This window comes from Aeromonas sp. R2-2, from assembly GCF_040908355.1.
GTDB lineage: Bacteria > Pseudomonadota > Gammaproteobacteria > Enterobacterales > Aeromonadaceae > Aeromonas > Aeromonas veronii.
On sequence record NZ_JBFODQ010000068.1, the window covers coordinates 36,886 to 59,900 of the forward strand.

The 23,015-nt window shown below is 57.0% G+C and carries 23 protein-coding genes; 14 read left to right on the forward strand and 9 right to left on the reverse strand.

Annotation, left to right across the window (positions count from 1 at the left end; genetic code table 11):
- The first annotated feature begins 160 nt into the window (after positions 1–160).
- Together dapD and AB5Z09_RS13910 are read left to right on the forward strand one after the other, a co-directional pair.
- Entirely contained in the window at positions 161–988 is an 828-nt protein-coding gene (gene dapD / locus AB5Z09_RS13905; protein WP_005338581.1) for a 2,3,4,5-tetrahydropyridine-2,6-dicarboxylate N-succinyltransferase, read from the forward strand.
- A 127-nt stretch (positions 989–1,115) separates the two neighbouring features.
- Positions 1,116–1,499 carry a DUF3461 family protein gene (locus tag AB5Z09_RS13910; RefSeq protein WP_005338583.1) on the forward strand — a complete coding sequence of 128 codons (384 nt, stop codon included), beginning with the start codon at positions 1,116–1,118 and terminating at the stop codon, positions 1,497–1,499.
- A 278-nt stretch (positions 1,500–1,777) separates the two neighbouring features.
- On the opposite strand, the gene ptsG is transcribed toward AB5Z09_RS13910, so the two are convergent.
- From ptsG to AB5Z09_RS13940, 6 genes are all read right to left on the reverse strand, one after another.
- A complete protein-coding gene (ptsG, locus tag AB5Z09_RS13915; RefSeq protein WP_005338586.1) occupies positions 1,778–3,208 on the reverse strand; it encodes a PTS glucose transporter subunit IIBC in 1,431 nt (476 codons plus the stop codon).
- Positions 3,209–3,631: 423 nt separating this feature from the next.
- Positions 3,632–4,603 (reverse strand): MalM family protein, encoded by a 972-nt coding sequence (locus AB5Z09_RS13920; RefSeq protein ID WP_368195510.1) that lies wholly within the window; start codon positions 4,601–4,603, stop codon positions 3,632–3,634.
- A gap of 91 nt (positions 4,604–4,694) precedes the next feature.
- A complete protein-coding gene (locus AB5Z09_RS13925) occupies positions 4,695–5,993 on the reverse strand; it encodes a maltoporin (protein WP_325793917.1) in 1,299 nt (432 codons plus the stop codon).
- Positions 5,994–6,535: 542 nt separating this feature from the next.
- Entirely contained in the window at positions 6,536–6,976 is a 441-nt protein-coding gene (locus tag AB5Z09_RS13930) for a flavodoxin (protein WP_368195512.1), read from the reverse strand.
- Positions 6,977–7,066: 90 nt separating this feature from the next.
- On the reverse strand, positions 7,067–7,840 hold the full coding sequence (truC, locus tag AB5Z09_RS13935) for a tRNA pseudouridine(65) synthase TruC (RefSeq protein WP_041202291.1): 774 nt from the start codon (positions 7,838–7,840) through the stop codon (positions 7,067–7,069).
- The gene (locus AB5Z09_RS13940) at positions 7,837–8,172 is read right to left on the reverse strand and encodes a YqcC family protein (protein WP_005338596.1); all 336 of its coding nucleotides are present in this window, start codon (positions 8,170–8,172) and stop codon (positions 7,837–7,839) included. The genes truC and AB5Z09_RS13940 overlap by 4 nt, the downstream gene beginning before the upstream one ends.
- A 276-nt stretch (positions 8,173–8,448) precedes the next feature.
- Between AB5Z09_RS13940 and AB5Z09_RS13945 the strand changes: the two genes are divergently transcribed.
- The 5 genes from AB5Z09_RS13945 to AB5Z09_RS13965 all read left to right on the forward strand — a co-directional run bounded on the left by AB5Z09_RS13945 (position 8,449) and on the right by AB5Z09_RS13965 (position 11,381).
- Positions 8,449–9,489, forward strand: coding sequence for a DUF3549 family protein (locus AB5Z09_RS13945; RefSeq protein WP_368195513.1), 1,041 nt, complete (start codon positions 8,449–8,451; stop codon positions 9,487–9,489).
- 111 nt (positions 9,490–9,600) lie between these two features.
- Positions 9,601–9,900, forward strand: a complete 300-nt coding sequence (locus AB5Z09_RS13950) for a DUF3301 domain-containing protein (RefSeq protein WP_058057872.1) — start codon at positions 9,601–9,603, stop codon at positions 9,898–9,900.
- A gap of 74 nt (positions 9,901–9,974) precedes the next feature.
- A complete protein-coding gene (locus tag AB5Z09_RS13955; protein WP_005338602.1) occupies positions 9,975–10,211 on the forward strand; it encodes a DUF2789 family protein in 237 nt (78 codons plus the stop codon).
- An 84-nt stretch (positions 10,212–10,295) separates the two neighbouring features.
- Positions 10,296–10,592: a DNA-binding protein gene (locus tag AB5Z09_RS13960; RefSeq protein WP_201991792.1), complete on the forward strand. Its 297-nt coding sequence runs from the start codon at positions 10,296–10,298 to the stop codon at positions 10,590–10,592.
- A gap of 3 nt (positions 10,593–10,595) precedes the next feature.
- Positions 10,596–11,381, forward strand: a complete 786-nt coding sequence (locus tag AB5Z09_RS13965) for a Zn-ribbon-containing protein (protein ID WP_244775414.1) — start codon at positions 10,596–10,598, stop codon at positions 11,379–11,381.
- A gap of 92 nt (positions 11,382–11,473) precedes the next feature.
- Here AB5Z09_RS13965 and syd read toward each other — a convergent pair whose 3' ends face one another.
- Entirely contained in the window at positions 11,474–12,022 is a 549-nt protein-coding gene (gene syd / locus AB5Z09_RS13970; protein ID WP_368195514.1) for a SecY-interacting protein, read from the reverse strand.
- Between the two features lie 204 nt (positions 12,023–12,226).
- On the opposite strand from syd, the gene queF reads away from it, so the two are divergent.
- The 7 genes from queF to AB5Z09_RS14005 all read left to right on the forward strand — a co-directional run bounded on the left by queF (position 12,227) and on the right by AB5Z09_RS14005 (position 21,451).
- Positions 12,227–13,075, forward strand: coding sequence for an NADPH-dependent 7-cyano-7-deazaguanine reductase QueF (queF, locus tag AB5Z09_RS13975; RefSeq protein WP_368195515.1), 849 nt, complete (start codon positions 12,227–12,229; stop codon positions 13,073–13,075).
- A gap of 210 nt (positions 13,076–13,285) precedes the next feature.
- Positions 13,286–15,568, forward strand: coding sequence for a tetratricopeptide repeat protein (locus AB5Z09_RS13980; RefSeq protein ID WP_368195516.1), 2,283 nt, complete (start codon positions 13,286–13,288; stop codon positions 15,566–15,568).
- An 83-nt stretch (positions 15,569–15,651) separates the two neighbouring features.
- On the forward strand, positions 15,652–17,268 hold the full coding sequence (locus tag AB5Z09_RS13985; RefSeq protein ID WP_139399615.1) for a diguanylate cyclase: 1,617 nt from the start codon (positions 15,652–15,654) through the stop codon (positions 17,266–17,268).
- 148 nt (positions 17,269–17,416) lie between these two features.
- The gene (ppnN, locus tag AB5Z09_RS13990) at positions 17,417–18,772 is read left to right on the forward strand and encodes a nucleotide 5'-monophosphate nucleosidase PpnN (protein WP_019445906.1); all 1,356 of its coding nucleotides are present in this window, start codon (positions 17,417–17,419) and stop codon (positions 18,770–18,772) included.
- Between the two features lie 135 nt (positions 18,773–18,907).
- A complete protein-coding gene (gene xni, locus AB5Z09_RS13995) occupies positions 18,908–19,708 on the forward strand; it encodes a flap endonuclease Xni (RefSeq protein WP_368195517.1) in 801 nt (266 codons plus the stop codon).
- 159 nt (positions 19,709–19,867) lie between these two features.
- Positions 19,868–20,875 carry an isocitrate dehydrogenase gene (locus AB5Z09_RS14000; RefSeq protein ID WP_136501477.1) on the forward strand — a complete coding sequence of 336 codons (1,008 nt, stop codon included), beginning with the start codon at positions 19,868–19,870 and terminating at the stop codon, positions 20,873–20,875.
- A 117-nt stretch (positions 20,876–20,992) separates the two neighbouring features.
- Positions 20,993–21,451 (forward strand): hypothetical protein, encoded by a 459-nt coding sequence (locus AB5Z09_RS14005; protein ID WP_005349721.1) that lies wholly within the window; start codon positions 20,993–20,995, stop codon positions 21,449–21,451.
- Between the two features lie 82 nt (positions 21,452–21,533).
- Here AB5Z09_RS14005 and rlmM read toward each other — a convergent pair whose 3' ends face one another.
- Both rlmM and AB5Z09_RS14015 read right to left on the reverse strand, forming a co-directional pair.
- Positions 21,534–22,628, reverse strand: a complete 1,095-nt coding sequence (gene rlmM, locus AB5Z09_RS14010) for a 23S rRNA (cytidine(2498)-2'-O)-methyltransferase RlmM (RefSeq protein WP_005338617.1) — start codon at positions 22,626–22,628, stop codon at positions 21,534–21,536.
- The gene (locus tag AB5Z09_RS14015; protein WP_040097987.1) at positions 22,621–23,007 is read right to left on the reverse strand and encodes a DUF423 domain-containing protein; all 387 of its coding nucleotides are present in this window, start codon (positions 23,005–23,007) and stop codon (positions 22,621–22,623) included. The genes rlmM and AB5Z09_RS14015 overlap by 8 nt, the downstream gene beginning before the upstream one ends.
- Positions 23,008–23,015: the final 8 nt, after the last annotated feature.

Below are 23,015 nucleotides of genomic sequence, written 5' to 3' on the forward strand. Positions count from 1 at the left end.
GAAAGAGACTGATTGTCGGGCGTTTTTTGCCATGCCAAACAACTGGTTGGCGCACACCGGATGAAGAAATGGCCGCTGGCCGGAAGAATTCCGGTCAACCCCTTAAAAACAGTCGGAAAAGTGTGATACAACAAACAGAATTTTTTAAAGGAAACCTGTCATGACCGAGTTGCAACAGATCATTGAAGCGGCCTTCGAGCGCCGCGACACCATTACTCCGGGCTCCGTGGATAGCGCCACCAAGTCCGCCATCCTGCAAGCCATCGACCTGCTGGACTCTGGCAAGGCACGGGTTGCCGAGAAGATCGCCGGTGAGTGGGTTGTCCATCAGTGGTTGAAGAAAGCGGTACTGCTCTACTTCCGCATCAACGACAACGGCATCATCAAGGGCGACGATGCCCAATACTACGACAAGGTTCCCCTCAAGTTCTCCAACTACACCGCCGAGCAGTTCAAGGAAGCGGGTGTGCGCGTGGTGCCGCCGGCAACAGCCCGCAAAGGCTCTTTTATCGCCCCCAATACCGTGCTGATGCCCTCCTATGTCAACATCGGCGCCTTCGTTGACGAAGGTACCATGGTCGATACCTGGGCCACTGTCGGCTCTTGCGCCCAGATCGGTAAGAACGTCCACCTCTCCGGCGGCGTCGGCATCGGCGGCGTACTGGAACCGCTGCAGGCCAACCCGACCATCATCGAAGACAACTGCTTTATCGGTGCCCGCTCCGAAGTGGTTGAAGGGGTGATCGTCGAGGAAGGTTCCGTCATCTCCATGGGCGTCTTCATCGGCCAGTCCACCCGCATCTATGACCGCGAAACCGGCGAGATCCACTACGGCCGCGTACCGGCTGGCTCCGTGGTCGTCTCCGGCTCCCTGCCCTCCAAGTGCGGCAAGTACAGCCTCTACGCGGCGGTGATCGTCAAAAAGGTCGATGCCAAGACTCGCGCCAAAGTCGGCATCAACGCCCTGCTGCGCTCCATCGACGAGTAATCAGCATTGCTGTGATGAAAAGGGCGCCTGATGGCGCCCTTTTGATTTTGGCGCCCCTGTCACAGGCAAGCCATGAGGCATCGGTTAAGATGGATGAGACAGGATCGTTTCAAACCGAGGAAGCCTGATGTACGAGAATCTGAAGAGCCTGGGGATCCAGGATCCCGCCTCCGTCGACAGCTATACCCTGCGCCAGGAGGCCAACCACGACATCCTCAAGATCTACTTCAAGAAGCAGAAGGGCGAGTTCTTCGCCAAGAGTGTCAAATTCAAGTATCCCCGCCAGCGCAAGACCATGCTGGTCGACTCCGGTACCCATGAGTACAAGGATGTCACCGAGATCAACGCCAACCTCAAGTATGTGGTGGATGAGCTGGACAACCTGACCCAGGGCGTCCATCAGCAAGCCGACCCGGACATCAAGCAGAAGATCCTGCGCGACCTGCGCCATCTGGAAAAAGTGGTACAGAACAAGATCAGCGAAATCGAACGGGATCTGGAGAAACTCTAATCCCCTGACTCGACAAAAGAGCGCCCAGGTGGCGCTCTTTTTATTGGCTGGCTTTATGGGGCTATGGGGTTATCTGGCAATGCCGTGCGATAAGGTGAGCGGAGCACACCACCTTGTGCTGTTGGGCCACCATTGGGCAACCCGTTACATATCGCCCCTTGGGCAACGAGACTCCTGCCGAGATCGATCTACAGCGACTCGCACGCTCCATAACCACAAATAGCACGAGGGAGGCTTTCGCCTCCCTCTTCAAACACGCTGATATTCAGGCAACAGGATTAGTTGCTCTTCATCCAGATGTCCATGTCGGTTTTCAGGTTGTCGGACTTGGTACCGAAGATGGCTTGAACGCCGGAACCAGCCACTACCACACCGGCAGCACCCAGCTTCTTCAGACCAGCCTGGTCAACCTTGGCAACATCTTTCACGCCAACACGCAGACGAGTGATGCAGGCATCCAGAGAAGCGATGTTCTCTTTACCACCGAAGGCGGCAACCAGAGCAGCAGACATCTCATCTTTGCCTTGGCCAACGGCCTCTTCAGCAGTCTCGTCTTCACGACCCGGGGTTTTCAGGTTCATGGCACGGATAACGAAGCTGAATACCACGTAGTAGATAGCCGCGTAAACCAGACCCAGACCAACCAGCAGCAGCATGTTGTCGGCACGCGGTGATTGCACCACGAAGTCGATGAAGCCGTTGGAGAAGGTGTGACCGTGTACGATACCCAGAGAGTTGGTCAGCACATAAGCTAGGCCAGCCAGTACCGCGTGGATTGCGTACAGAACCGGAGCGATGAACAGGAAGGAGAATTCAATCGGCTCGGTGATACCGGTCAGGAAAGAGGTCAGGGCTGCAGAGGCCATGATACCAACGATCTTGGCACGGTTTTCCGGCTTGGCAGCGTGAGCAATGGCGAACGCAGCAGCAGGCAGACCGAACATTTTGAACAGGTAGCCACCAGCCAGCTGACCAAAGCCGTTACCGGCAGCGCGGGAAGCGTCATCAGCAGTCAGGAAGCAGGTCATGATACCGTGAACAGTTTCACCGGCACCGTTGACGCAGGTACCAGCCTGATAGAAGAACGGTACGTTCCAGATGTGGTGCAGACCGAACGGGATCAGGGAGCGCTCAACCACGCCGTAGATACCGAAGGCCAGTACCGGGTTCTGGTTGGCAGCCCAGTCAGAGAAGGCACCGATGGCGCCACCCACTGGCGGCCAAATCACGGACAGGATCACACCCAGACCGATGGAGAGGAAACCGGTGATGATGGGTACGGCACGTTTGCCCGCGAAGAAGCCCAGATACTCTGGCAGCTGGATCTTGTAGAAACGGTTGAACGCCCAGGCAGCGATACCACCGGCCAGGATACCACCCAGCACGCCGGTTTCGATGGTTTCAACACCCATCACAGGTGCCATGACCTTCAGGGTTGCGACCATGATGCCGTAGCCAACGATGGCTGACAGACCGGATACACCGTCGTTATTGGTAAAGCCCAGAGCAACACCCACTGCAAACAGCAGGGCCATCTGGCCAAATACGGAACCACCGGCTTGCTCCATCAATTGGGAGACAATTTCCGGCATCCAGCTGAAGTGGGCAGCACCCACCCCCAGCAGAATACCTGCGACTGGCAAGACTGATACTGGCAGCATCAGCGCCTTACCAACCTTTTGCAGATTAGAGAAAGCATTTTTGAACATTGTGTGCGCTCCTGAATGGATTGTCGTCCCTGAACGATCTATCTGGATGAAATAAGCACTGATTCATTCAGATATCTTCGAGTCGGGCTTGTTTATTTTGACCATCAGAATATAACCCAGCGGGTCATAAATTGCTGCTTTCGAAGGCGGGGGAATATTGAATTTGGAGGGAAGATCACAACTTGTTTAGCCGCTAAAAAACACATCTAATATAAGTTAATAATCCGCATTATCACTCTATTACAAAGACATATAAATAGCAGTTTCACTTTGTATTTTAATAATGCCATTTACATCAAACGGCAACTCATTGTAACTCAATGTAACGGAGTGATTTTTATTTATTACAGTCTACCGATTAAAAAGGCCTCCAACAAGGGAGGCCTCAATAAATATATCTGACCAGTAAATGGTCGTATTACTCTATTTTTGCGAGCGCTTGACCGCATCAATAAACACGCTTTTTGCCTTGGTTGAACCGGCCCGTTCGGCCTCGTTCACCAGCTTCATCGCCTTGTCGATATCCCCCGCCTTGACCGCTTTTTCGATCTGGCTCTGGTAGAAGGCTTCTGTTTCACTCAGCATGGCAGGAGCAGGTTTGGCTGCGACCGCAGCTGTTGCAGTTGTGGTAACGGCTGCAGTCGTCGCTATCGCGGCAACCTGCTGACCCTGGCTCATAGCCACCTTGTCGGCATATTCGGGTTTAAATACCGCTTCAAGGCCACTCCCACGGGCCATATCTTTGACTTTGATCTGCACCAAACCCCAAGGGGAGTGCGGGATCACCGGATCCTTGATATCAGGCTCAACGGTACCATTAGCACGAGCAAACGCTTTTGATGGATGCAGGATTGTTGTGCTGCCCGAGAGCTTATCCGCGGGCGCATAAACGATCATGTATGTTTCGCTGGCCGGGTTGCCAGGCATGCTGCGGTCAACAAAAACACGCCCTTCAATACGGTCGTTATCGAGCAAGTGAGCAGGCTGATAGCTGAATACTGACTCACCCAGGACCCGAGTCACCTTGAACTCGGCATCCAGTATAATAACCTTGGGCACCATCACGGTTTTACTCACCTGTGACGCCAGGCTGATCGCCAGATTGCCGGTGTTGGCCGGCAGGCGATAAGCCGCAAAGTAACTCATCCCCTCATCAAACTGAAAAGTGGGTTGCTTGCCATCGATGGCCAGCAAGGTCTCACCTTCAGGCAAGGGGGCATAACTGAAATCTTTAAACGCCACACAGCAGCTGGAGGCTTTGGCCAACGCTTGCTTGGCTTGATCTGCATCGCTCAAGATAGAGCCATGTTCTTGCAGAGGAACAACCATGTTTCCGGCACAACCGGTTAATAGCGCAGTGATTACGGCTGCAATAGACATCTTTACCCGTTTCATTTTTCTTATCTCCATAATCCGGTGGCCGTGATCCGGCGAAACAAAACTGCCCCCATAAGGGGGCAGTCACTAACTTAACTTAAACTTTTGCTTACCACCAAGCTTCTGCTTGAACACCAAAGTTCCAAGTATCCTTGGCTGTTTTACTGTCGTATGGTGTGCCAGCCATGTCGTTGTCGTCTAAAGCGACATAGGAGGCAAACACACGGATCTCAGGACGAGCCCAGAAGCTGGAACCGGCAGACCAAGCTTGAGCCAGAGTCAGCTTGTAACCAGAATCCTTGGCTTCAGAGCCATCGGTAGACTTATTGGTATCTTTGAAGTAACCGCCTTCGAAGATGGTCTTGTTGAAATCATCCCACTTGTACATAGGACGAGCAACAACAGACATGGTTTCCCAGCTGTCGTTGGTATCCCACATATCGTTACCTACACCGTAGACCAGCTGGTGACCCATCTCCCAGGAGTTACCCATTGGGATCACACCCCAGTTGATCAGGCGATAACCATCGGCACCATCTTTGGCTTCAGCACCGTACCAGGAACCATCACCATAGAAAGCCATGGTCTTGGAATAACCTTCGGTACCGTATTGCAGCACAGTCTTGTTGAAACCACCCAATACACTGGCAGTCAGTTCAGCAGTCAACATGACGCCATCTTTGGCATTTTTGTACTGAGCGTTTGAAGAGTTCTTCTGGGCATCGGTCGGGTTAACAATTGCATAGTCAACGCCCATTTCCAAAGAAGCATCTTGCCACAACGGAATGCCTGCATAGCGCAGATCAAGGGTATTCACATCCATTCCGTCAAACTTGGTCCAACCGTCCTTACCATCCCAGCCGCGGTCATTACGAACCCATGCAAAAGAAACTTTACCTGGACCAGCTTGAACACCTTCAATACCCGCACCAGCACCGGAGATATTCCAGTAGTAGAAGTCAGAAATATGGATATCGTGGCGCTGGTAGTAACGCTTACCAGCCCACAGGGTTGCTTCTGGAGCAAAGTTCAGCAAGCCTTTGGCTTGTACGTTGAACTGGCGCAGAGCGAACTCAGAGTCACCGTTACACTGCTTTTCATCGAAGTTACATACTGAGCCAGTACCTTCCCAGTCATTGGAACCGTTAGAGCTCATGGCAAACATGGAGTCAACATAGAAAGTCTTGCCATCTTTGTTGAACACTTCCTGACCCAGCTGAACTTCACCATAAGTGTCATCTTCGTTACCAAGACGGCCCACTTTTTGTTTGCTCAGAGTCTGCATGTCTCCATCTTTGGAAACGCCAACACCGGAACGGAAGTAACCGTGGAAATCTACGGCAAAGGCGGCTTGGGAAGCCAGGGCGGCAGTAACAGCTGCTGCAATCGGGAGCCACTTCATTTTCATTGTCATATTCCTTATTTCCCGCAGTGAGGAGTGTGATCCTGAATATTCAACTTCTTATCACCATGTAATCCTGTTGGTGATAACCGAGGTTGATTATAGGGAGCGTATTTCACGACAAATATGAAGCGACTCACAAAATGGCGACAAATCGCTCGGCAAACGATAGCCACAACACCTGCCAGCAAAAAAACGGCCAACAAGGCAACAGTTAACCAATAAAACCGCAAAACAAGCAATCACATCAAATCTGAAAGCGTTACCAGCAATTAATTCGCGACTGAACCAAAGTCATTATTTTACGATCGAATGACAAAAACATGACTGAGATCGCTTTCAAGATTGAACTTTTATTTGGACGACGGGTCTGCGGTACGCTTGAAACCATTACACCGATGGAATGCCAAAAGGGGAAAATATCCCTCCGTCACTATCGACAATAAGAGTGGGGAATATGCTTGCTGAGTGAGATGACATTTGTGCAAATAACAATCCCCTGCCGGTTAAGGATCAGGGGATTGATATGGCTCTATTTCAGAGAATATTCAGGGCTGAATATCACACTTTTTCAGCCAGCTGAGTGCCACCTGTTCGGGTTCATCGTGCACGGTAGCATCTAGCTCCAGCGGGGGAATCACTCGCGTGGCGCCCAGCTCTTGCAGCAATCCGTCCAGCCGACGGCCCGCACCACAAAAATGGTCATAGCTGCAGTCCCCCATGGCAATCAGGGCATACCGCAGCCCCTTGAGCCAGGGCGCCTTGTCAGCCAGCTCGCTGGCAAAGGGCTGCAGATTGGGAGGAATGTCCCCCTGTCCTGTAGTGGCACTGACCAGCAATAAAAAACGGCCGGGGTCTATGTCCGCCAGCCGTGCTTCTTCGTGCAGAGAACAGTGATGCCCCTTGCGTTCCAGCTCATCTGCCAAGGTCTCGGCCACCAGCATGGCTGCGCCATAGACAGTTCCTACCACGATATCGATCTGCGCCATTCTCCTCTCCCTGCTTGAGTCACTCTTTTGAGCAACTCTATCAGCAAGCTGGCGTCAGATGCCACCGGTTCAAGGCTGAGGATCAGGCGCTTAGTAGTCGCTCTCGCTGGCGGGCCAGCCCAGCTCGGCAAACAGGCGCAGCACATCCTGACCGAGTGGCGCCTGGATCCGCATCGGCACCTTGAGCACCGGATGGGTAAAGCTCAGGGTGCGGGCCACCAGCAGCAGCCGTTCGCAGCCAAAGTGCTCGCGAAAGAAACGGTTGTGACGACCATCCCCATGGGTGGTATCCCCGACGATAGGGTGGAACAGGTGATCCATATGGCGGCGCAGCTGATGCTTGCGGCCGGTCTTCGGGAACAATCTGACCAGACTGTAGCGACTGGTGGGGTGCTTCTTGGAGACCGCGTGGGGCAGCTCGACCTGATGCAGGCGCCGGAAGGTGGTGACGGCATCCTGCGCCGGACGATCCGGGTTGCTCATGGCATCGGCAATCTTGTCCAGCTGCTCCTTGAGGGGGTAGTCGATCACCCCCTGCTCGGGCGCCCAACCGCGCACCAATGCCAGATACTCCTTGTGCACCTGACGTTGGGTGAAGGCTTCGGTGAGTGCGCGGGCAATCACCGGATCGAGCGCAAACAGCAGCACACCGGAGGTGGGTCGGTCGAGGCGATGCACCGGATAGACATGGCGACCACCGATGAGATCCCGGGTCATCTGCATGGCAAAACGGGTCTCGCCCTTGTCGAGCCAACTGCGGTGCACCAGTAGACCGGACGGCTTGTTGACCGCCACCAGCCACTCATCCTGATAGAGCAGGGTCAGCTTCAAGTCACTCTCTTCTCGGGTTTGATCTGGCATCATTGTTCGATCACTTTGCCGGAAAGCAGCAGATCGAAGCGGGCGATCAGGCGCAGCAGCGCTTCTGCTTCGGCCAGATCTTCTTTGTAGACTTCGCTGGCCATGGGATAGAGGGAGACGCTGGTCGGCAACGGCGCCTGCAACATCACCAGCTGCTCCATGCGCGGGATCAGCACGAACTGCAGCCACTGATCAAAGCTCAGGGTATCGACACAAAAAGGCAGGGTGCTTGCCAGGGCTTCGTCACCGGGATGGTCAGCTTGCCAGCGCTCAAGGCGCTGCAACTCGGCGGTGAGTTCCCCCAACAGGCCAGCTACCAGCAAATATTGATTCATCTCGCTCTCTTCCTCATAACCACAAATTGATCCGCCGACCCGACAGGGTCAGCCAGGATGCCGATACATTCAGTCGCACAGCACCGGCGGTTCAGCCGAGTCAACGACATACACGGCAACCAGCGCGGCCTGCCGCCTTTAAAAAAGGGCGATACTATACACCTCCCCCCGCATGGCTGCCATGTTGATATCTGCCGCAGCGCACGTCTGCTGCCACTGGCTATCCTCGGCAAGGGCCTTATAATCGGCCCGCATCACCATTAGCCGGATCTCACCATGTCTGCGACGCCTACTGCCATCAATACCTTGACCGAATTTCTGACTCAGGCTGGCACCCAGTTCCAGCTGTTTGACATGGGCCGCCAGGTGCGGTCACTGGCAAGCGATACCTTTGTCCGCATCGAACAGCAGCAGGAGCCCTATCCCTGGCCGCTGCAACAGTACGCCTGGCTGGGTGTGCACTTCTTCCAGCCAAGCGAGTCTCGCCACTACCTCTGGTTCCTCAAGTTTGCCCTCGATGAGCGCGGCCTGCTGATGTCAAATGGCCCCAAGCTGTTCATGGATCAGGTGGTGGAGACCCTGGGCTACAAGCTCACTGGCGATCTGGATGAAGAGAAAGCCCAGCGCTTGGCCGACAATCCCTACACCTTCCGCCCAGCGGAGGCAAAAATGGCCAGTCTGCACGCCAAGCTGGCGCGCCAGCTGGAGCAGGCCCCTTCCGCCTATTACGATGCCCTCTGCCACTATCTGGCCGCCCCCAACGACACCGGTTGGCAAACGCTGGGGCTGCAGGGCTTTGCCGATCTGGCCGAGCGACTCCATGATGAGCGCAATCTGGCGCTGATCTGCAAGGCGCTGCCCAAACTGCCGCAAGAGCCGCTCTACGCCCTCTGCCAGAGCCTTGAAAACGCCCCGCTGCCGCCGGCAGTACAAGGCGCCCTGCTCGAGCGGATCGGCAAGGAGCAGGAGTGCGCCGCCCCCAACCCGGAGACCCTGGCCTACCTCTGCCGCGCCATGGCCTCCTGTCCCGGCAGCACGCTGCGCACCAACAAGCTGCTGACCCTGCTGCAAACCCAGCCAAGCCCTGCGCTGCTGCTCGCCATCGCCGGCCGGCTCTGGCACGATCTGAAAGATGCCAATCTGCTCAGCCACTATCTGGAACAACTGGCACAGCAACCGACCCAGTTCTTCAATCAGGTTTTTGCCGAGTTGGTCACTTTACCGGCCCTGCGCAATGATATGCTGGCCAGACTGCGCGACCCCGAGCGCAGCGATGCGCTGGGCAAAGCCATCGGCCGTCTGTTTGCCTCGGCCTGATCCCTCGCCTCCCCCTCACGCCACGAGGCAACACGGCGGGAAATAGAAAAGGAGATCGGGAGTGCCGAGCAGGACTCCCGGTTATCGACATCACGATAAGGAAGCCCGCCTATGGGAGAGATGCTCGGAATTTTGTTGCTGATTGCCGTAGCCGGCCTGTTCTGGCTGCAACGCCAACAGGCAGAAGTGGCCTGGCAATACATGCGCCGCTACTGCCAGCACCATGATCTGCAACTGCTGTCACTGGCCCGCAGCCGCCGTGAACTGGCCGGCAAGCCGCTCAGGCTGCTCACCCACTACCAGTTTGAATTCTCCAGCGATGGCGAGAGCCACTATCAGGGCACCCTCAAGATGCAGGGGCTGCACGTCGTGGGCGTTGATCTGCCACCCCATCGAATCCCCTCAGCCTGATCCCCAATCTCGTCTCTGCGCCCGATGGCTGTGCCTGTCTATAATCTCAGGGATGAAACAAAGGGAGAGACGAGATGGAACCCCTTGTCCACGATCTGCCAGCCCTGTTTGCCCAGCTCGGGATGGCCAACGACGAGCTGAGCCTGCACCGCTTTGTGCACGACCATCACCTCGACAATGAAACCCTGCTGCCGGAGGCCGGTTTCTGGAACGCCGCCCAGGCCAGCTTTCTGCGCGATGCCCTGTGGAACGACTCCGACTGGTGCGAGGCGATCGACCAGCTCGATGTGATGCTGCGCCAGCCCCGCTAAGCCGCCCGCCCCTTTCCTCCCCTGCTGGCTTTGGTTAAGATCCCGCCCCGATATCGATCCCCCCTTCTCACCCAGAGCATGCTTATGTCCGCCCACGAGATCATCCGAATTGCCAACGAGCTGGCCGCCAAGGGCCTGACGCCCACCACCGCCATGATCAAGGCCCGCCTCACCCAGTCTGTGCCGATGGCCGAGCTGCTGAAAGTGCTGAGCCAGTGGAAGCAGCAGCCAGTTGCGACCGCCGAGAGCGAGATCCTGCCAGAGGCTGTGCCTCAGCCAGCACCGGAGCTCACCCTGCAGCAACTCGCCGAACAGCTCGCGCGCATCGAACAGAAGGTGGATCGCCTGACCGACCTGCTCCTCCAGCAGGGGCAAGGCTGAGCCATGTATATCGTCGAACTCTGCTTTGAGTGTTACCGCGATACCTCCCTTGGCGAAGCCGAGCGGGCCATCGTCAACTACCTCGACATGTTGCGTTATCAGGGTCAGATCCTCGGGCGGGAGTTCCCCACCAGCATGCATGACGGCTATTTCGTCAGTCGGGTGGTCTGCCCGGAGCAGGATAGCCTGCACCCCGACAACCAGAGCGAGCAGGTCAAACTGGCCGAGCAGCAGCTCAACCAGGCCGGGCTGCTGGCGCCCAAACTCCAGCTGCAGGGGGCGGATCTGCTCTCCGACAGCACAGATCCTTGCGGCCAGCAGGGCGAGCGGCCGAGCTGGATGCTGCTCTACACCAGCTTCCTGCACACCTGCTCGCCGCTGCGCTGTGGCGACCACTTCGCCCCCATTCCGCTCTACCAACTGCCCGCGGTCGCCAACGGCGATCAGAAGCAGATCATCAAGTGGCAGGAGGATTGGGAGGCGTGCGATCAGTTGCAGATGAACGGCTCCATCGCCGAACATGCGGCGCTGCACGAAATCGGCGAAGTGGGCAGCCGCCTCTACCGGCGCGGCAGCGATCTGGCCAAACGGCTGGAAGTGCTGAGCGGCATCCCCACCTACTACTACCTCTATCGGGTGGGCGGGCTGAGCGCCGCCGAGGAGAAGGCGCGCCCCTGTCCCAGCTGTGGCGGTGAGTGGGCGCTGGCAGAGCCACTGCACGAGATCTTCGACTTCAAGTGCGACAGCTGCCGTCTGGTCTCCAACCTCTCCTGGGATTTCAAGGATTAAGCGCGTTCCCTGTACGCGATGCCATAAAAAAGAGCCTTGCCGCATGGCAAGGCTCTTTTCGTTCCGATGGGTAACCTTGGCTCGAGCAGGTGCTATTGCGGCAACGTCTCAAGCCGTTCCAGAAACGCCGGCAAGGAGGGCGCCAACGCCAGACGGCGGCCGGAATCGAGCCACTCCAGCCACACCTGACCACTCTCGTTATCCAGCGAGATGAGCGTCATCTCGTTGCGGGTGGTGGCAATAAAGATGGAGGGGGTTCGTTTTAGCTTGCGCAGCATCAGCAGGTGGCCGATGAGGTTCTCCCTGAGCAGGTCGAGATCCGACTCGTTCCACGGCAAGATCAGTTCAAGGCGCAGCCCCTTGAAGAGGCAGGGCACAGGGCGACTGAACCAGTGTCCGAACAAGGCAATGGCGCTGGGATGAATCGTCAGCTCAAGGGCATCGGCCATGGCTGTAAAGTCGGCGGGCTCGGGGCGATGGTGAGGACGCCAGGCCACCCGACCATCGGCGGGCTCACCAAGTTGGCAGGGGGAACGCCAGTCCGCCTCCCACTCGCACAGGGGCAGGCCTCGTCTGGCCTCGCCATCCCGTTGCCAGCGGGCAAAAAAGTGCTCCAGGGCAGACAAAACTTGATCCGACATCGAAAATCCCCACAATTGCTGGCAAAGTCCGCTATTGCACCACCAAACCCGGTAACAGACAAGGTTGCCGGCCGACCTTGCGACCCGGGAAACAGAACCCGGGATATAGAGAGGCCGACGCCCAAGCCAAACGGCTGCAACCATCCGGCTCTGCAATGGCCTGTTTCATTCCACTCATCATGAGCACATTACGTGAGCAACCCTGTGAGCAAACAAGATAGATACGCCGGGGCCAGCGCCCTGACCGGCCTGAGCCTGGGCCAGCAATCCGATTACATTAGCCAGTACACCCCCTCCCTGCTGCAGCCGGTTCCACGTAGCCTGAACCGGGATGATCTCCAGCTGGGCGATGACCTGCCCTTTAGCGGTTGCGATGTCTGGACCCTCTATGAGCTCTCCTGGCTCAATGCCAAGGGCAAGCCGATGGTGGCGGTGGGTGAAGTGACCATTCCGGCCACCAGTGCGAATCTGATCGAATCCAAATCCTTCAAGCTCTACCTCAACTCCTTCAACCAGACCCGTTGCGACTCTATCGAGGCAGTCGCCGCCATGCTGACCAGGGATCTGAGCGCCTGTGCCGGCGAGACCGTCAAGGTGACCTTGTTCCCCCTCGACAAGGCGCCGCACCAGATTGCCCTGCTGCCTGGCGAGTGCATCGATGAGCAGGATATCGAGGTAGACAATTACGAGTTTGATGCGTCCCTGCTGCAAGGGGCAGCCGGTAGCGATCAGGTAGAAGAGACCCTGCACAGCCACCTGCTCAAATCCAACTGTCTGGTCACCAGCCAGCCCGACTGGGGCTCTGTAGTGATCCGCTACAAGGGGCCGAAACTCGATCGGGAGAAGCTGCTGCGCTATCTCATCTCGTTCCGCCAGCACAACGAGTTCCACGAGCAGTGCATCGAGCGGATCTTTATCGACCTCAAGCACTATTGCCAGCCTGAGCAGTTGACCGTCTATGCCCGCTATACCCGCCGCGGCGGCCTCGACATCAACCCGTTCCGCTCCGATTTCGAAGCCGTGCCCGCCAACCTGCGTCTAATCCGCCAATAAAGTCGAGTTGCGACAGAGAGGGCAGTCGCACTGCCCTCCATGACTGGCAAAAAGGTTTCGATCGATGCTTTACGCAGCTGTGATAAGGGGGCTGGATAATAAAATCCAGACGAAACCCACTTGCCGGCCACCAGCAAACCACAGTAAACGCTGGACTCGCAGGGGGGGGCTTGGATAACATGCCAACACCTCTGCGCCGTCCTTAATCCAATGAATCAACTGTTTTTTCTGGCCATGATGATGTCCTCCCTGTCAGCTCCGAATCTGGATCTCGACAAGGAGCAACTCTCTATCGATCTGCAACAAGCGCAATCGATGGTACTGACCGATCCTGCCAGATGCGTCCAGATCACCACCGCCTTCCTGACGCGCGCAGCCAATAATCCCCAGCAAATCATCAGCAATCGCCAGGAGTTCGGTTATCGCGAACCCATCCTGAGTTACAGCACGGCAGCCCAGACCATCGGCGCCCATCTGCTCAAAGGGGAGTGTCTGCTGCAACTGGGCCAATATCAGGCCACCCAGCAAGCGCTCGACAAGGCGATGGCGCTGGCAGACAAAGAGCGGCAACCGGAACTCAAGGCCCACGGCCTCTATCTCAAGATCCGCAGTCAGGCCCTCAAACCGGATAACCAGAGCACCAGCCGCGCCCTGATGGATCAACTGGACGAACAGCTGGCCGTCCCCACGCTCAAGCAGAGCCAGCTGCAGATTTATGGCCGCCTGCAACGCACCAGCTACGACATCGAGAACCAGCACTTCGATGATGCCAAGGCCCACTTGGCAGATGCGCGGATCTGGGCCGCCAAGACCCCCAATCCCCTCGCCAGTGCCTGGGTCAGCGCCATCAGCGGCGACCTTTATCGCGCGCTGCAGCAGCCACAGCTGGCGCTGGGGGAATATATTGATGCCCAGCAACAGGCTAAAAGTTTCAATGACCCGCTCTTTCTCGGCCTGCTGTCGAACCAGATAGTCAAACTTTACCAGCAGGAGCAGGAGCCCCAGAAAGCGCTGCAGTATGCCAATGAGGCGGCCAACTACTTCCACTCCATCGGCAACCCCTCCCTGCTGTGTGACTCCCTGATGGTGCTGGCGCGACTCAACCGCGAGCAGGGCGACCTCAATATGGCGCTGGTCTACTTCTTCAATGCGCTGGATCTGCTCGATGAGGGGAGCAACCGACCGCAGGCCTCCTTGCTCAAATACGAAATCGGCAAAACCTACCTGCAAAGCGGCAACCTCTCGCTGGCCAGCAACTACCTCAATGCGGCCCGTCAGTCCCATGAGCTGAGCGATGCCAAAGAGCCGCTGATCGATACCCTGTTGCTGCTCGGCGAGCTCTATCTGAAGAAGCAGGAGGCCGCCATCGCCATCCTGCAGTTGGAGAACGCCCGCGCGCTGGCCAATCAGCTCGGCGATACTCGCCGTCAGTACGAGGTATTCCGCCTGTTATCGCTGGCCTATGAGCAGAAGGGGTATCTGCGTCAGGCTCTCGACAGCTACAAGCGCTTCCACCGTCTTGGCGAGGAGGTGCGCCAGCAGGAGCAGGCCATGGAGCAGGCGGCGATCCGTGACAACTATGTTCAGGTCGAGCGGGTGCAACATATCAAGGAGCTGGAGCAGCGGCTTAACAACAGCCAGCATCAGCAGGAGCGCTATCTCTGGTCGAGTATCACCACCAGCCTGCTGCTGGCGCTCTTTATCTACCTCTTCTTCACCCTCTGGCTCAAGCTGCGTACTGCCCGCCTGCAACTGAAACGGACCAATGAGGCCCTGCTGATCGAGCCACGCTCGGGGCTGGCCAACTGGCAGCGGTTGATGAACCGCTGGCCGCGGGAGATGGCAAAGCGCCAACTCAAATCGGATCGCTGGTACCTCAGTGAACAGCCCTCCAGCGAGTTCGATGACAAGCTGCACTATCTGCTGTTCCGGGTGCCTTTCCTGGTCAACACGCTGGAGCGCCACGGCTATCAGGCCAGCAGAGAAATCGAGCAGGCCTTCGGTGCCTATATGGACACCCTGACCCCGCAAGATGGCCGTATCTATGACTTGCGTGAAGGACACATGCTCTATGTGGTGCCACAGCGCCACGTCACCAACCTGCATCAACTGGCGGGAGACCTGCTGACCGCCATCGCCGCCTTCCCTTGTAACTATCCGCTGGATCGCCAGCTCAGCCTCGGGATTGTCAGTCACCCCTTCCTGCCGAAAGCGGCGACCGCGCTCGATCACAATGGCCTGTTTGACCTCTGCTATCTCGCCCTGTCGGGAGCCATTCAGCTCAGTGATAAATGCCAGCAAAACGCCTGGTTGGAGCTGGCTGCGATCGATTGCCAACAAGCGGCATTTTTTAATGGAGATGTGTGGCAATGCGGCCTGATGGCAATTGACAAGGGACTGGTAAAAGTCAATTCTTCTCATGAAAAGCAATGGGTTAATTGGCCCAGCCTTGCAAGGAAGCCGGCAGCCGATAACCACCAGGAAATAATGTAGATAACAGGCGAGGATCGAAACCAAGTTCGACCACTGTTGCTATCCAACACCAAAAACAATAATGACAACAGGGCGACCTGATAATGAATGACATCGCTGCCGTAGCAGGACAATTGGCAAGGCTCAGGGAATCCCTTCAGCAGAAACAGCTGGAACTCGACGGCGTACTGTCGTTTTCCGATGCAGAGCGTGCCCGTGGTATCCAGTTTATCAACAAGTTGATGCTCTCCTGCCGTGGCTTCGACCGCGAGCTGGACAATCGCTTCGCCAAGCTCAAGCAGAAACTGGATAACAATCCCGCATTTACCGCGCTAGACGAGGATCTGCTGGCCATTGAAAAACTGCTGCAGCAGCACAGCAATGCGCTGGAAGAGTCGATCACCCTGACCCAGACCGCCATCGAACTTGGTTCCAAACAGCTGAAAAACATCAAGGGCTTCCCGGAAGAGACCCGCAAGTCCCTCAAGGAATTTCTGGCAAGTCCCGCCGGTTACGGCATTGCCGATCACCAAAAGAAGGTGATCAAGCTGCTGGAGTTCTACCAGCAGGCGATCAAGATCCAGCTGCTGCCAAGCCAACCCCTGTTGGCACCGTCAGGTGCAACTCAACAAGCAAGCGATACTGCCAGCAACGATGGCCAGCCCGATGTAGACCCGTTTGATCTAAAGGATCACGCTCGCATCGCCGATGAGCTGCAGCGGCTTATCACCGAACTCGACTTTGCCGGCGCCATCGGCGAGAGCCTGAGCGACATTCGCCGCCAACTGCTGATCGGGATCAACCCTGCCCTGCTGGCGGAAACCTGCCTGCAGGTGATCGAGCTCATCATCGAAGGCACCCGTGAGGAGCGCAAAGCCTCCCGCGCCTTCCTCAGCTCCCTCAACGAAAGCCTCTCCGCAGTACATGTCGGGTTTACCGAATCCCTCGATGAGGGGCGTGCGCTGCAAAATGAAACCCGCGAGACCCGCGAGGCGCTGGTCAACGAGTTGCAGGCGATCGATCACTCCCTGGCCAGCCATAACTCCATCGATGCGCTCAAGCGCGCCATCTCCGGCCATATGGGCGCCATCAACCTGCTGCTGCAGGAGCGTGACAGCACGGCGGCGCGGGAGCGCCACCTGCTCACCCGCCTCTCCACCATGGAGTCCAAGCTGCGCTTGATGAAGGAGGAGACCGCCGAGTACAAGAAGCGGCTGACCATTCAAAAACACAAGCTGTTCCTCGACAGCCTGACCCAGGTGCACAACCGGGCCGCCCTCGATGAACGGTTGGAGCAGGAATACAAACGTTGGCTTCGTTACCGCACTCCGCTCTGCATGGCGATCATCGACATCGATCACTTCAAGAACATCAATGACAACTACGGCCATATGGCGGGTGACAAGGCGTTGAAAGTGGTCGCCAAAGCGCTGCAGAGTGCACTGCGTGACACAGATTTCATCGCCCGTTTTGGTGGGGAAGAGTTCGTGGTGTTGCTGCCCAACATCAACCCGGACAAGTTCCAGAAGCCGCTGGAGACCCTGCGCCAGACCATCAAGAGCATCCCGTTCCGTTTTCGCGATGCCAAGGTGGAGATCACCATCTCCATCGGCGCAACCCTGTTCAAGGATGGGGACAACCCGTCAGATGTGTTTGAACGGGCGGACAAGGCGCTCTACCACTCCAAGCACACCGGTCGGGATCAAGTGACACTGGCCTGACAAGCGGCTAAAAAAACAGCGAACAGTCGTCGCCCTATTTCCCTCCACCCTCTGTTACCACTACTATCGATCTCAGGGGATGCAACATAGCGTCCCCTTTTCTCCCCAGGGAAAAACACAACGATAACAAGTGAGTAAAGGGGAACCTATGATTACGCACATCAATCCCGTTGGCAGCATGGATTTGCTGTCACAGCTCGAGGTGGATCGCCTCAAGCAGACTGCCTCCAGCGATATCTATCAACTGTTTCGCAACTGCTCGCTGGCAGTGCTCAATTCAGGTAGCCATACCGACAGCTCCAAGGAGATCCTGGAGCGCTTCAAATCGTTCGATATTCATGTGATCCGGCGCGAGCGCGGGGTCAAGCTGGAACTGTTCAATGCCCCCGAGCACGCCTTTGTCGATGGCGAGATCATTCGCGGCATTCAGGAGCACCTCTTCTCTGTGCTGCGCGACATTCTCTATGTCTCCAATCAGCTCGAATCGAACCGCCTGGTCAACCTCACCAATTCGACTCATATCTCCAACGTGGTGTTCGCCATCCTGCGCAACGCCAAGGTGATCCTGCCCGGCGCCGATCCCAACCTGATCGTCTGCTGGGGTGGCCACTCCATCAACGAGATCGAATACCAGTACACCCGCGCCGTGGGCAGCGAACTGGGCTTGCGCGAGCTGAACATCTGTACCGGCTGTGGCCCTGGCGCCATGGAGGGCCCGATGAAGGGGGCCGCCGTCGGCCATGCTAAACAGCGGGTAAGAAACGGCCGCTACATCGGCCTCACGGAGCCTTCCATCATCGCGGCCGAACCGCCCAACCCCATCGTCAACGAGCTGGTGATCCTGCCGGATATCGAGAAACGGCTGGAAGCCTTCGTGCGCCTCGGCCATGGCATCATCATCTTCCCGGGCGGGGTCGGCACCGCCGAAGAGCTGCTCTATCTGCTCGGCATCATGATGCATCCGGCCAACGAGCGGCAGCCGATGCCCATCATCCTGACCGGCCCGAAAGAGAGTGCCGACTACTTCCGTGCCATCGACGACTTCATCAAGGCGACCCTCGGTGAACCGGCGACCAAGCTCTACCGGATCATTGTCGGCGATGCACCGGAAGTGGCCCGGGTGATGAAAGAGGCGATGCCGAAAATCCGCGAATACCGCAAATCGGTCGGCGATGCCTACTCTTTCAACTGGTCCCTCAAGATTGAACCGGAGTTCCAACTCCCCTTCGAGCCGGATCACGCCAGCATGGCAAGTCTGGATCTGCACCGCAACCAGCCGCCCCAGTTGCTGGCAGCCAACCTGCGTCGTGCCTTCTCCGGTATCGTCGCCGGCAACGTCAAGGAAGGGGGCATTCGCGCCATCGAGAAGAAAGGCCCCTTCAAGCTGCACGGCGACAAGGAGCTGATGCACCTGATGGACAAGCTGCTGGAGAGTTTCGTCAAGCAGCAGCGGATGAAGCTGCCGGGCAGCCAGTATGTGCCCTGCTACGAAATCGTCCGCTAGGGTACAGATACATCATCGACAGAGGGGCGCATCGGCGCCCCTCTTTATTGGCTCAATGCCTTCCCGACCGCCATCAATCCCCCATAAGGCGAGCGGTTTGTTACAATGGGGCGTCCCGACAGCCAAGAGTGCCCCATGTCAACTATCCGGCCACACCTGCTCATCATCGATGCCCTCAACCTCATTCGCCGTCTGCACGCGGTACAGGCCCAGCAGGCACTGACCCCTGCCCAGGCGCTGGTTGCATCCCGCGCCAACCTTATCAATACCTGCCGCAAGCTGCTGGCCAATAGCGAGCCGACCCATGTCATTGCCGTGTTTGATGGCGAGGTGCATAGCTGGCGCAAAGAGGTCTATCCGGCCTACAAGGAGGGGCGAACTCCCATGCCCCCCGAACTGCGTGAAGGGCTGGCGACCCTGCAGGATGCCTTTTGGGAGTGCGGGGTCGATGCCCTGCTCTCCGAGACCGATGAAGCGGATGACCTTATCGCCACCCTCGCCTGCGGCATCGCCAGCCATGGCCATCAGGCGACCATCATCTCCACCGACAAGGGGTTCTGCCAACTGCTCTGCCCGCAGATCCGGGTGCGCGACTACTTCAACAAGCGCTGGCTGGATGCCGCCTTCGTCCAGCAGCAATATGGGGTAGCCCCTGCTCAGCTGGTCGACTTCTGGGCCCTGACCGGTATCAGCGGTTCCAATATCAAGGGGGTTCCGGGGATCGGCCCCAAGACCGCCACCCAACTGTTGCAGCAATATGGCAATCTGGCAGCCATGCTCGAAGCCTGTCAGCAAGAGGACGCCGCCAAGCCACTGCTCAAGCTGCGCCAGCATCAGGATGAGGCCCTGCTGGCCCAGCGGCTGGTGCGCTTGCAGCGGGATATTCCGCTGGGATTCAACCTGCGGGACATCCGCTACCCGCCCCAGCCGGACTAAAGTGCCGAACAAAAATGCAGGCAAGGGCGTGAACCATGACGAGACTCACCCTCGCTGTTGATAAAAGTGAGTAGAATGTAAAGGAATGTGGTTGGTTTGCTGAGTAAATGCTATAAAGCAGCCCCATCCTCCCCTATACCCTGGAAGTGGAACCCTCTCATGTCCAAAAGAAAAATTACCGTGATCCCCGGCGACGGCATTGGCCCCAGCATCATTGAATCAGCCATCCAGATCCTGACCCATGCGGGCTGTGACTTTGAGTACGAATACGCTGATGCGGGTCTGGTTGCCCTCGAGAAGCATGGCGAGCTGCTGCCCCAGGCTACCCTGGATCTGATTGAGAAGAACAAGGTGAGCCTGAAAGGGCCATTGACCACCCCGGTCGGCGGCGGTTTTACCTCCATCAACGTCTCCCTGCGCAAGAAATTCAACCTCTACGCCAACGTGCGTCCGGTCATCTCCTTCAAGGGCACCAGAAGCCGTTACGACAACATCGACATCATCACAGTGCGTGAAAACACCGAAGGGATGTACTCGGGAGCAGGTCAGAAGCGCAGCGATGACAACAAGAGTGCCGAGGCGATGAGCATCATCACCCGCGAAGGGGCCGAGCGCATCGTCAAGTTCGCCTTCGAGCTGGCCCGTCAGGAAGGGCGCAAGAAGGTCACCATCATCCACAAGGCGAACATCCTCAAGTCGACCTCCGGCCTGTTCCTCGAAGTGGCACGTGACATCGCCAGCCACTACCCGGATATCCAGAGCGAAGAGATGATCGTCGATGCCGCCTGCATGAACCTGGTGATGTACCCGGAGCGTTTCGATGTCATGGTCACCACCAACCTGTTCGGCGATATCCTTTCGGATCTTTGCGCCGGTCTGGTTGGCGGCCTTGGTATGGCGCCCGGCGCCAACATCGGCGATGGCGCCGCCATCTTCGAAGCGGTGCACGGCTCGGCACCGGATATCGCAGGCAAGAATATCGCCAACCCGACCTCGGTGATCCTAGCCTCCATCCAGATGCTGGAGTACCTCGGCATGCAGGATAAAGCAGAGCGGATCCGCGAAGCAGTACGAGCCACCATCGAATCCGGTGATCGGGTCACCCGCGATCTGGGTGGCACGGCTTCCACCAGCGAATTCACCCAGGCCATCATCGATCGTCTGTGAGTTAATTCATTGATTTTAAAAGGGAGCTTCTGCTCCCTTTTTTATATTTCCGAATCCTTTGCCACTCCCCGAACAGCAACTATGTTCAATAGAGAAGAAGAACAGGGAGTGTTTTTCATGAAGGGATACGGGTGCTATCTGGTTTCGGGTCTGATGCTGGTTTGTGGTACTGCCAGTGCTTTCGAGCAGGATCAACAGACCCAAACCGCCAAACTGCCACAGCAGGAAAAACGGACTGCCACCGAGGTATGGCGCTCGAGCCTGAATACCAACGACCTGCTCAAGGCACCCAAACCCCTGTCGTTTGGTATTGAAGTCTCCACCGACAACTTTGGTAATCAAAAGATCACCTCCTACCCGCAGCTTAATCTAACCCCGGAAAAGAGCGTCAGTCTGTCGGTTGAACGCTTCAGACCCAAGGTCAAGTTCAAGGCTGGCGGAATGAACACCGCCCTCAGGCTGAGAGGAGACGGGATAAAGATGCAATTCAATCCGGTCGACAAAACCATCCCGCTGCAGATAGAGATCAAGGTGACCGACGACGAATCCTCCCTGCGCCTCGATTACCGTTTCTGATATTTTCCGGCAGCCGAATAGCAAAAGGCCGACAGGTTTCCCTGTCGGCCTTGGTATTTATCGTACGGGCAGAACTGCTACATCACGCCTTGGGCTCGAGTTTGGAGACCCAGTACTTGTTATAAACATGCACGGTGATCTCTTCTCGATCGTGATAGAGCTGCTTGGCCTGGATCACGAACGCGTTGTCGATCTCCTTGAGCATCTCGCGCAACACTTCGATATTGTGTACCGACTCGGCATAACGCTTCTTCATCGGCAGCTTGAGGTTGAACATCGCCTCCTGGCAGTCACCCTCACGGAACCAGTCCGCAATCATGTGAACAACCCGCGCCGGTTTATCGACCATGTCGCACACCAGCCAGTAGGTGTTCTTCTTGCTCGGACGCCAGACGAAACCGTCATCCCGGATATGCTTGACCTGACCGGTATCCATCAGGGATTGGGCCATCATGCCGTTGTCAACCGCCGTCACCATCATGCCACGACGCACCAGCTGATAGGTCCAGCCACCCGGGCAGGCGCCCAGATCCACCGCCTTCATGCCTGAGCAGAGACGCACATCCCACTCTTCCCGCGGCACGAACACGTAAAACGCCTCCTCCAGCTTGAGGCTGGAGCGGCTCGGTGCATCGGCCGGGAAGCGCAGGCGCGGGATCCCCATGTGGAATCCGGAGTTGTTGAACGAGTAGGAGTAACCCAGCAAGACATGATCATTGGCCATGAAGAAGGCGTGGAACACCGGACGGTTTGGCGTCTCCTTCTTGGTCAGGATCTCGTTGCTGCGCAGCGCCTGACGAAGCGGCACGGTGAACTTGCGGCAGAAGGCCGACAGCTCTTTCGCTTCGTTGGTATCCGCGGTTTCGACCCGCAGATCGCCGCAAATGGTGTAGTCACTCACCGCCTCAAGGATCGGGGAGATCCTGTCCGCGACATCCAGATCCTTCAGCTCATGGGTGACCACCAGCATCTGGCGGATGAAGATGAGTTCCCGGAACGGCAGCTTGCGAGCCAGCAGGTCCGCCTGCTCCTCGTCATACAGTTCGAAGATCACATAACCGCTGTCGTCCTTGACCCGGGCGAAACCGTAGCACTGCATGTTACCGGCACGCTCGGTGATCTCTGCAGCCGCCTCTTTCTCAAAACCGGGGCGGCAATAAAGCAGCAGATTATTCATTTTTTCCTCCAAGACGACAGCCGGCCCAGCAGAGGGCCGCCCATCCCAACATAAAACAGAGGCCACCGGCCGGGGTAATCAATCCCAGCCCCTTGCTGCCAAGCAGCACCATGGCGTAAATACTGCCGGAAAATCCGATGATCCCCAGCACAAAAGCGGTGCCAGCCAGGTGGATCACCTTGCTGCGCACACCACACCAGCCCAGAACCAGCAGGGCCAATGCGTGAAAAAACTGATATTGCACGGCGGTATTGAATGCCGCCAGACGCTCGGGTGTAATGCCGGTCGCCGCCAATCCATGGGCGCCATAAGCCCCCAGCATGGTGGCCGTCAACCCGAAGAGACCGGCCAGTATCAGCCAATGTCGATGGATCTGCATCCTCACTC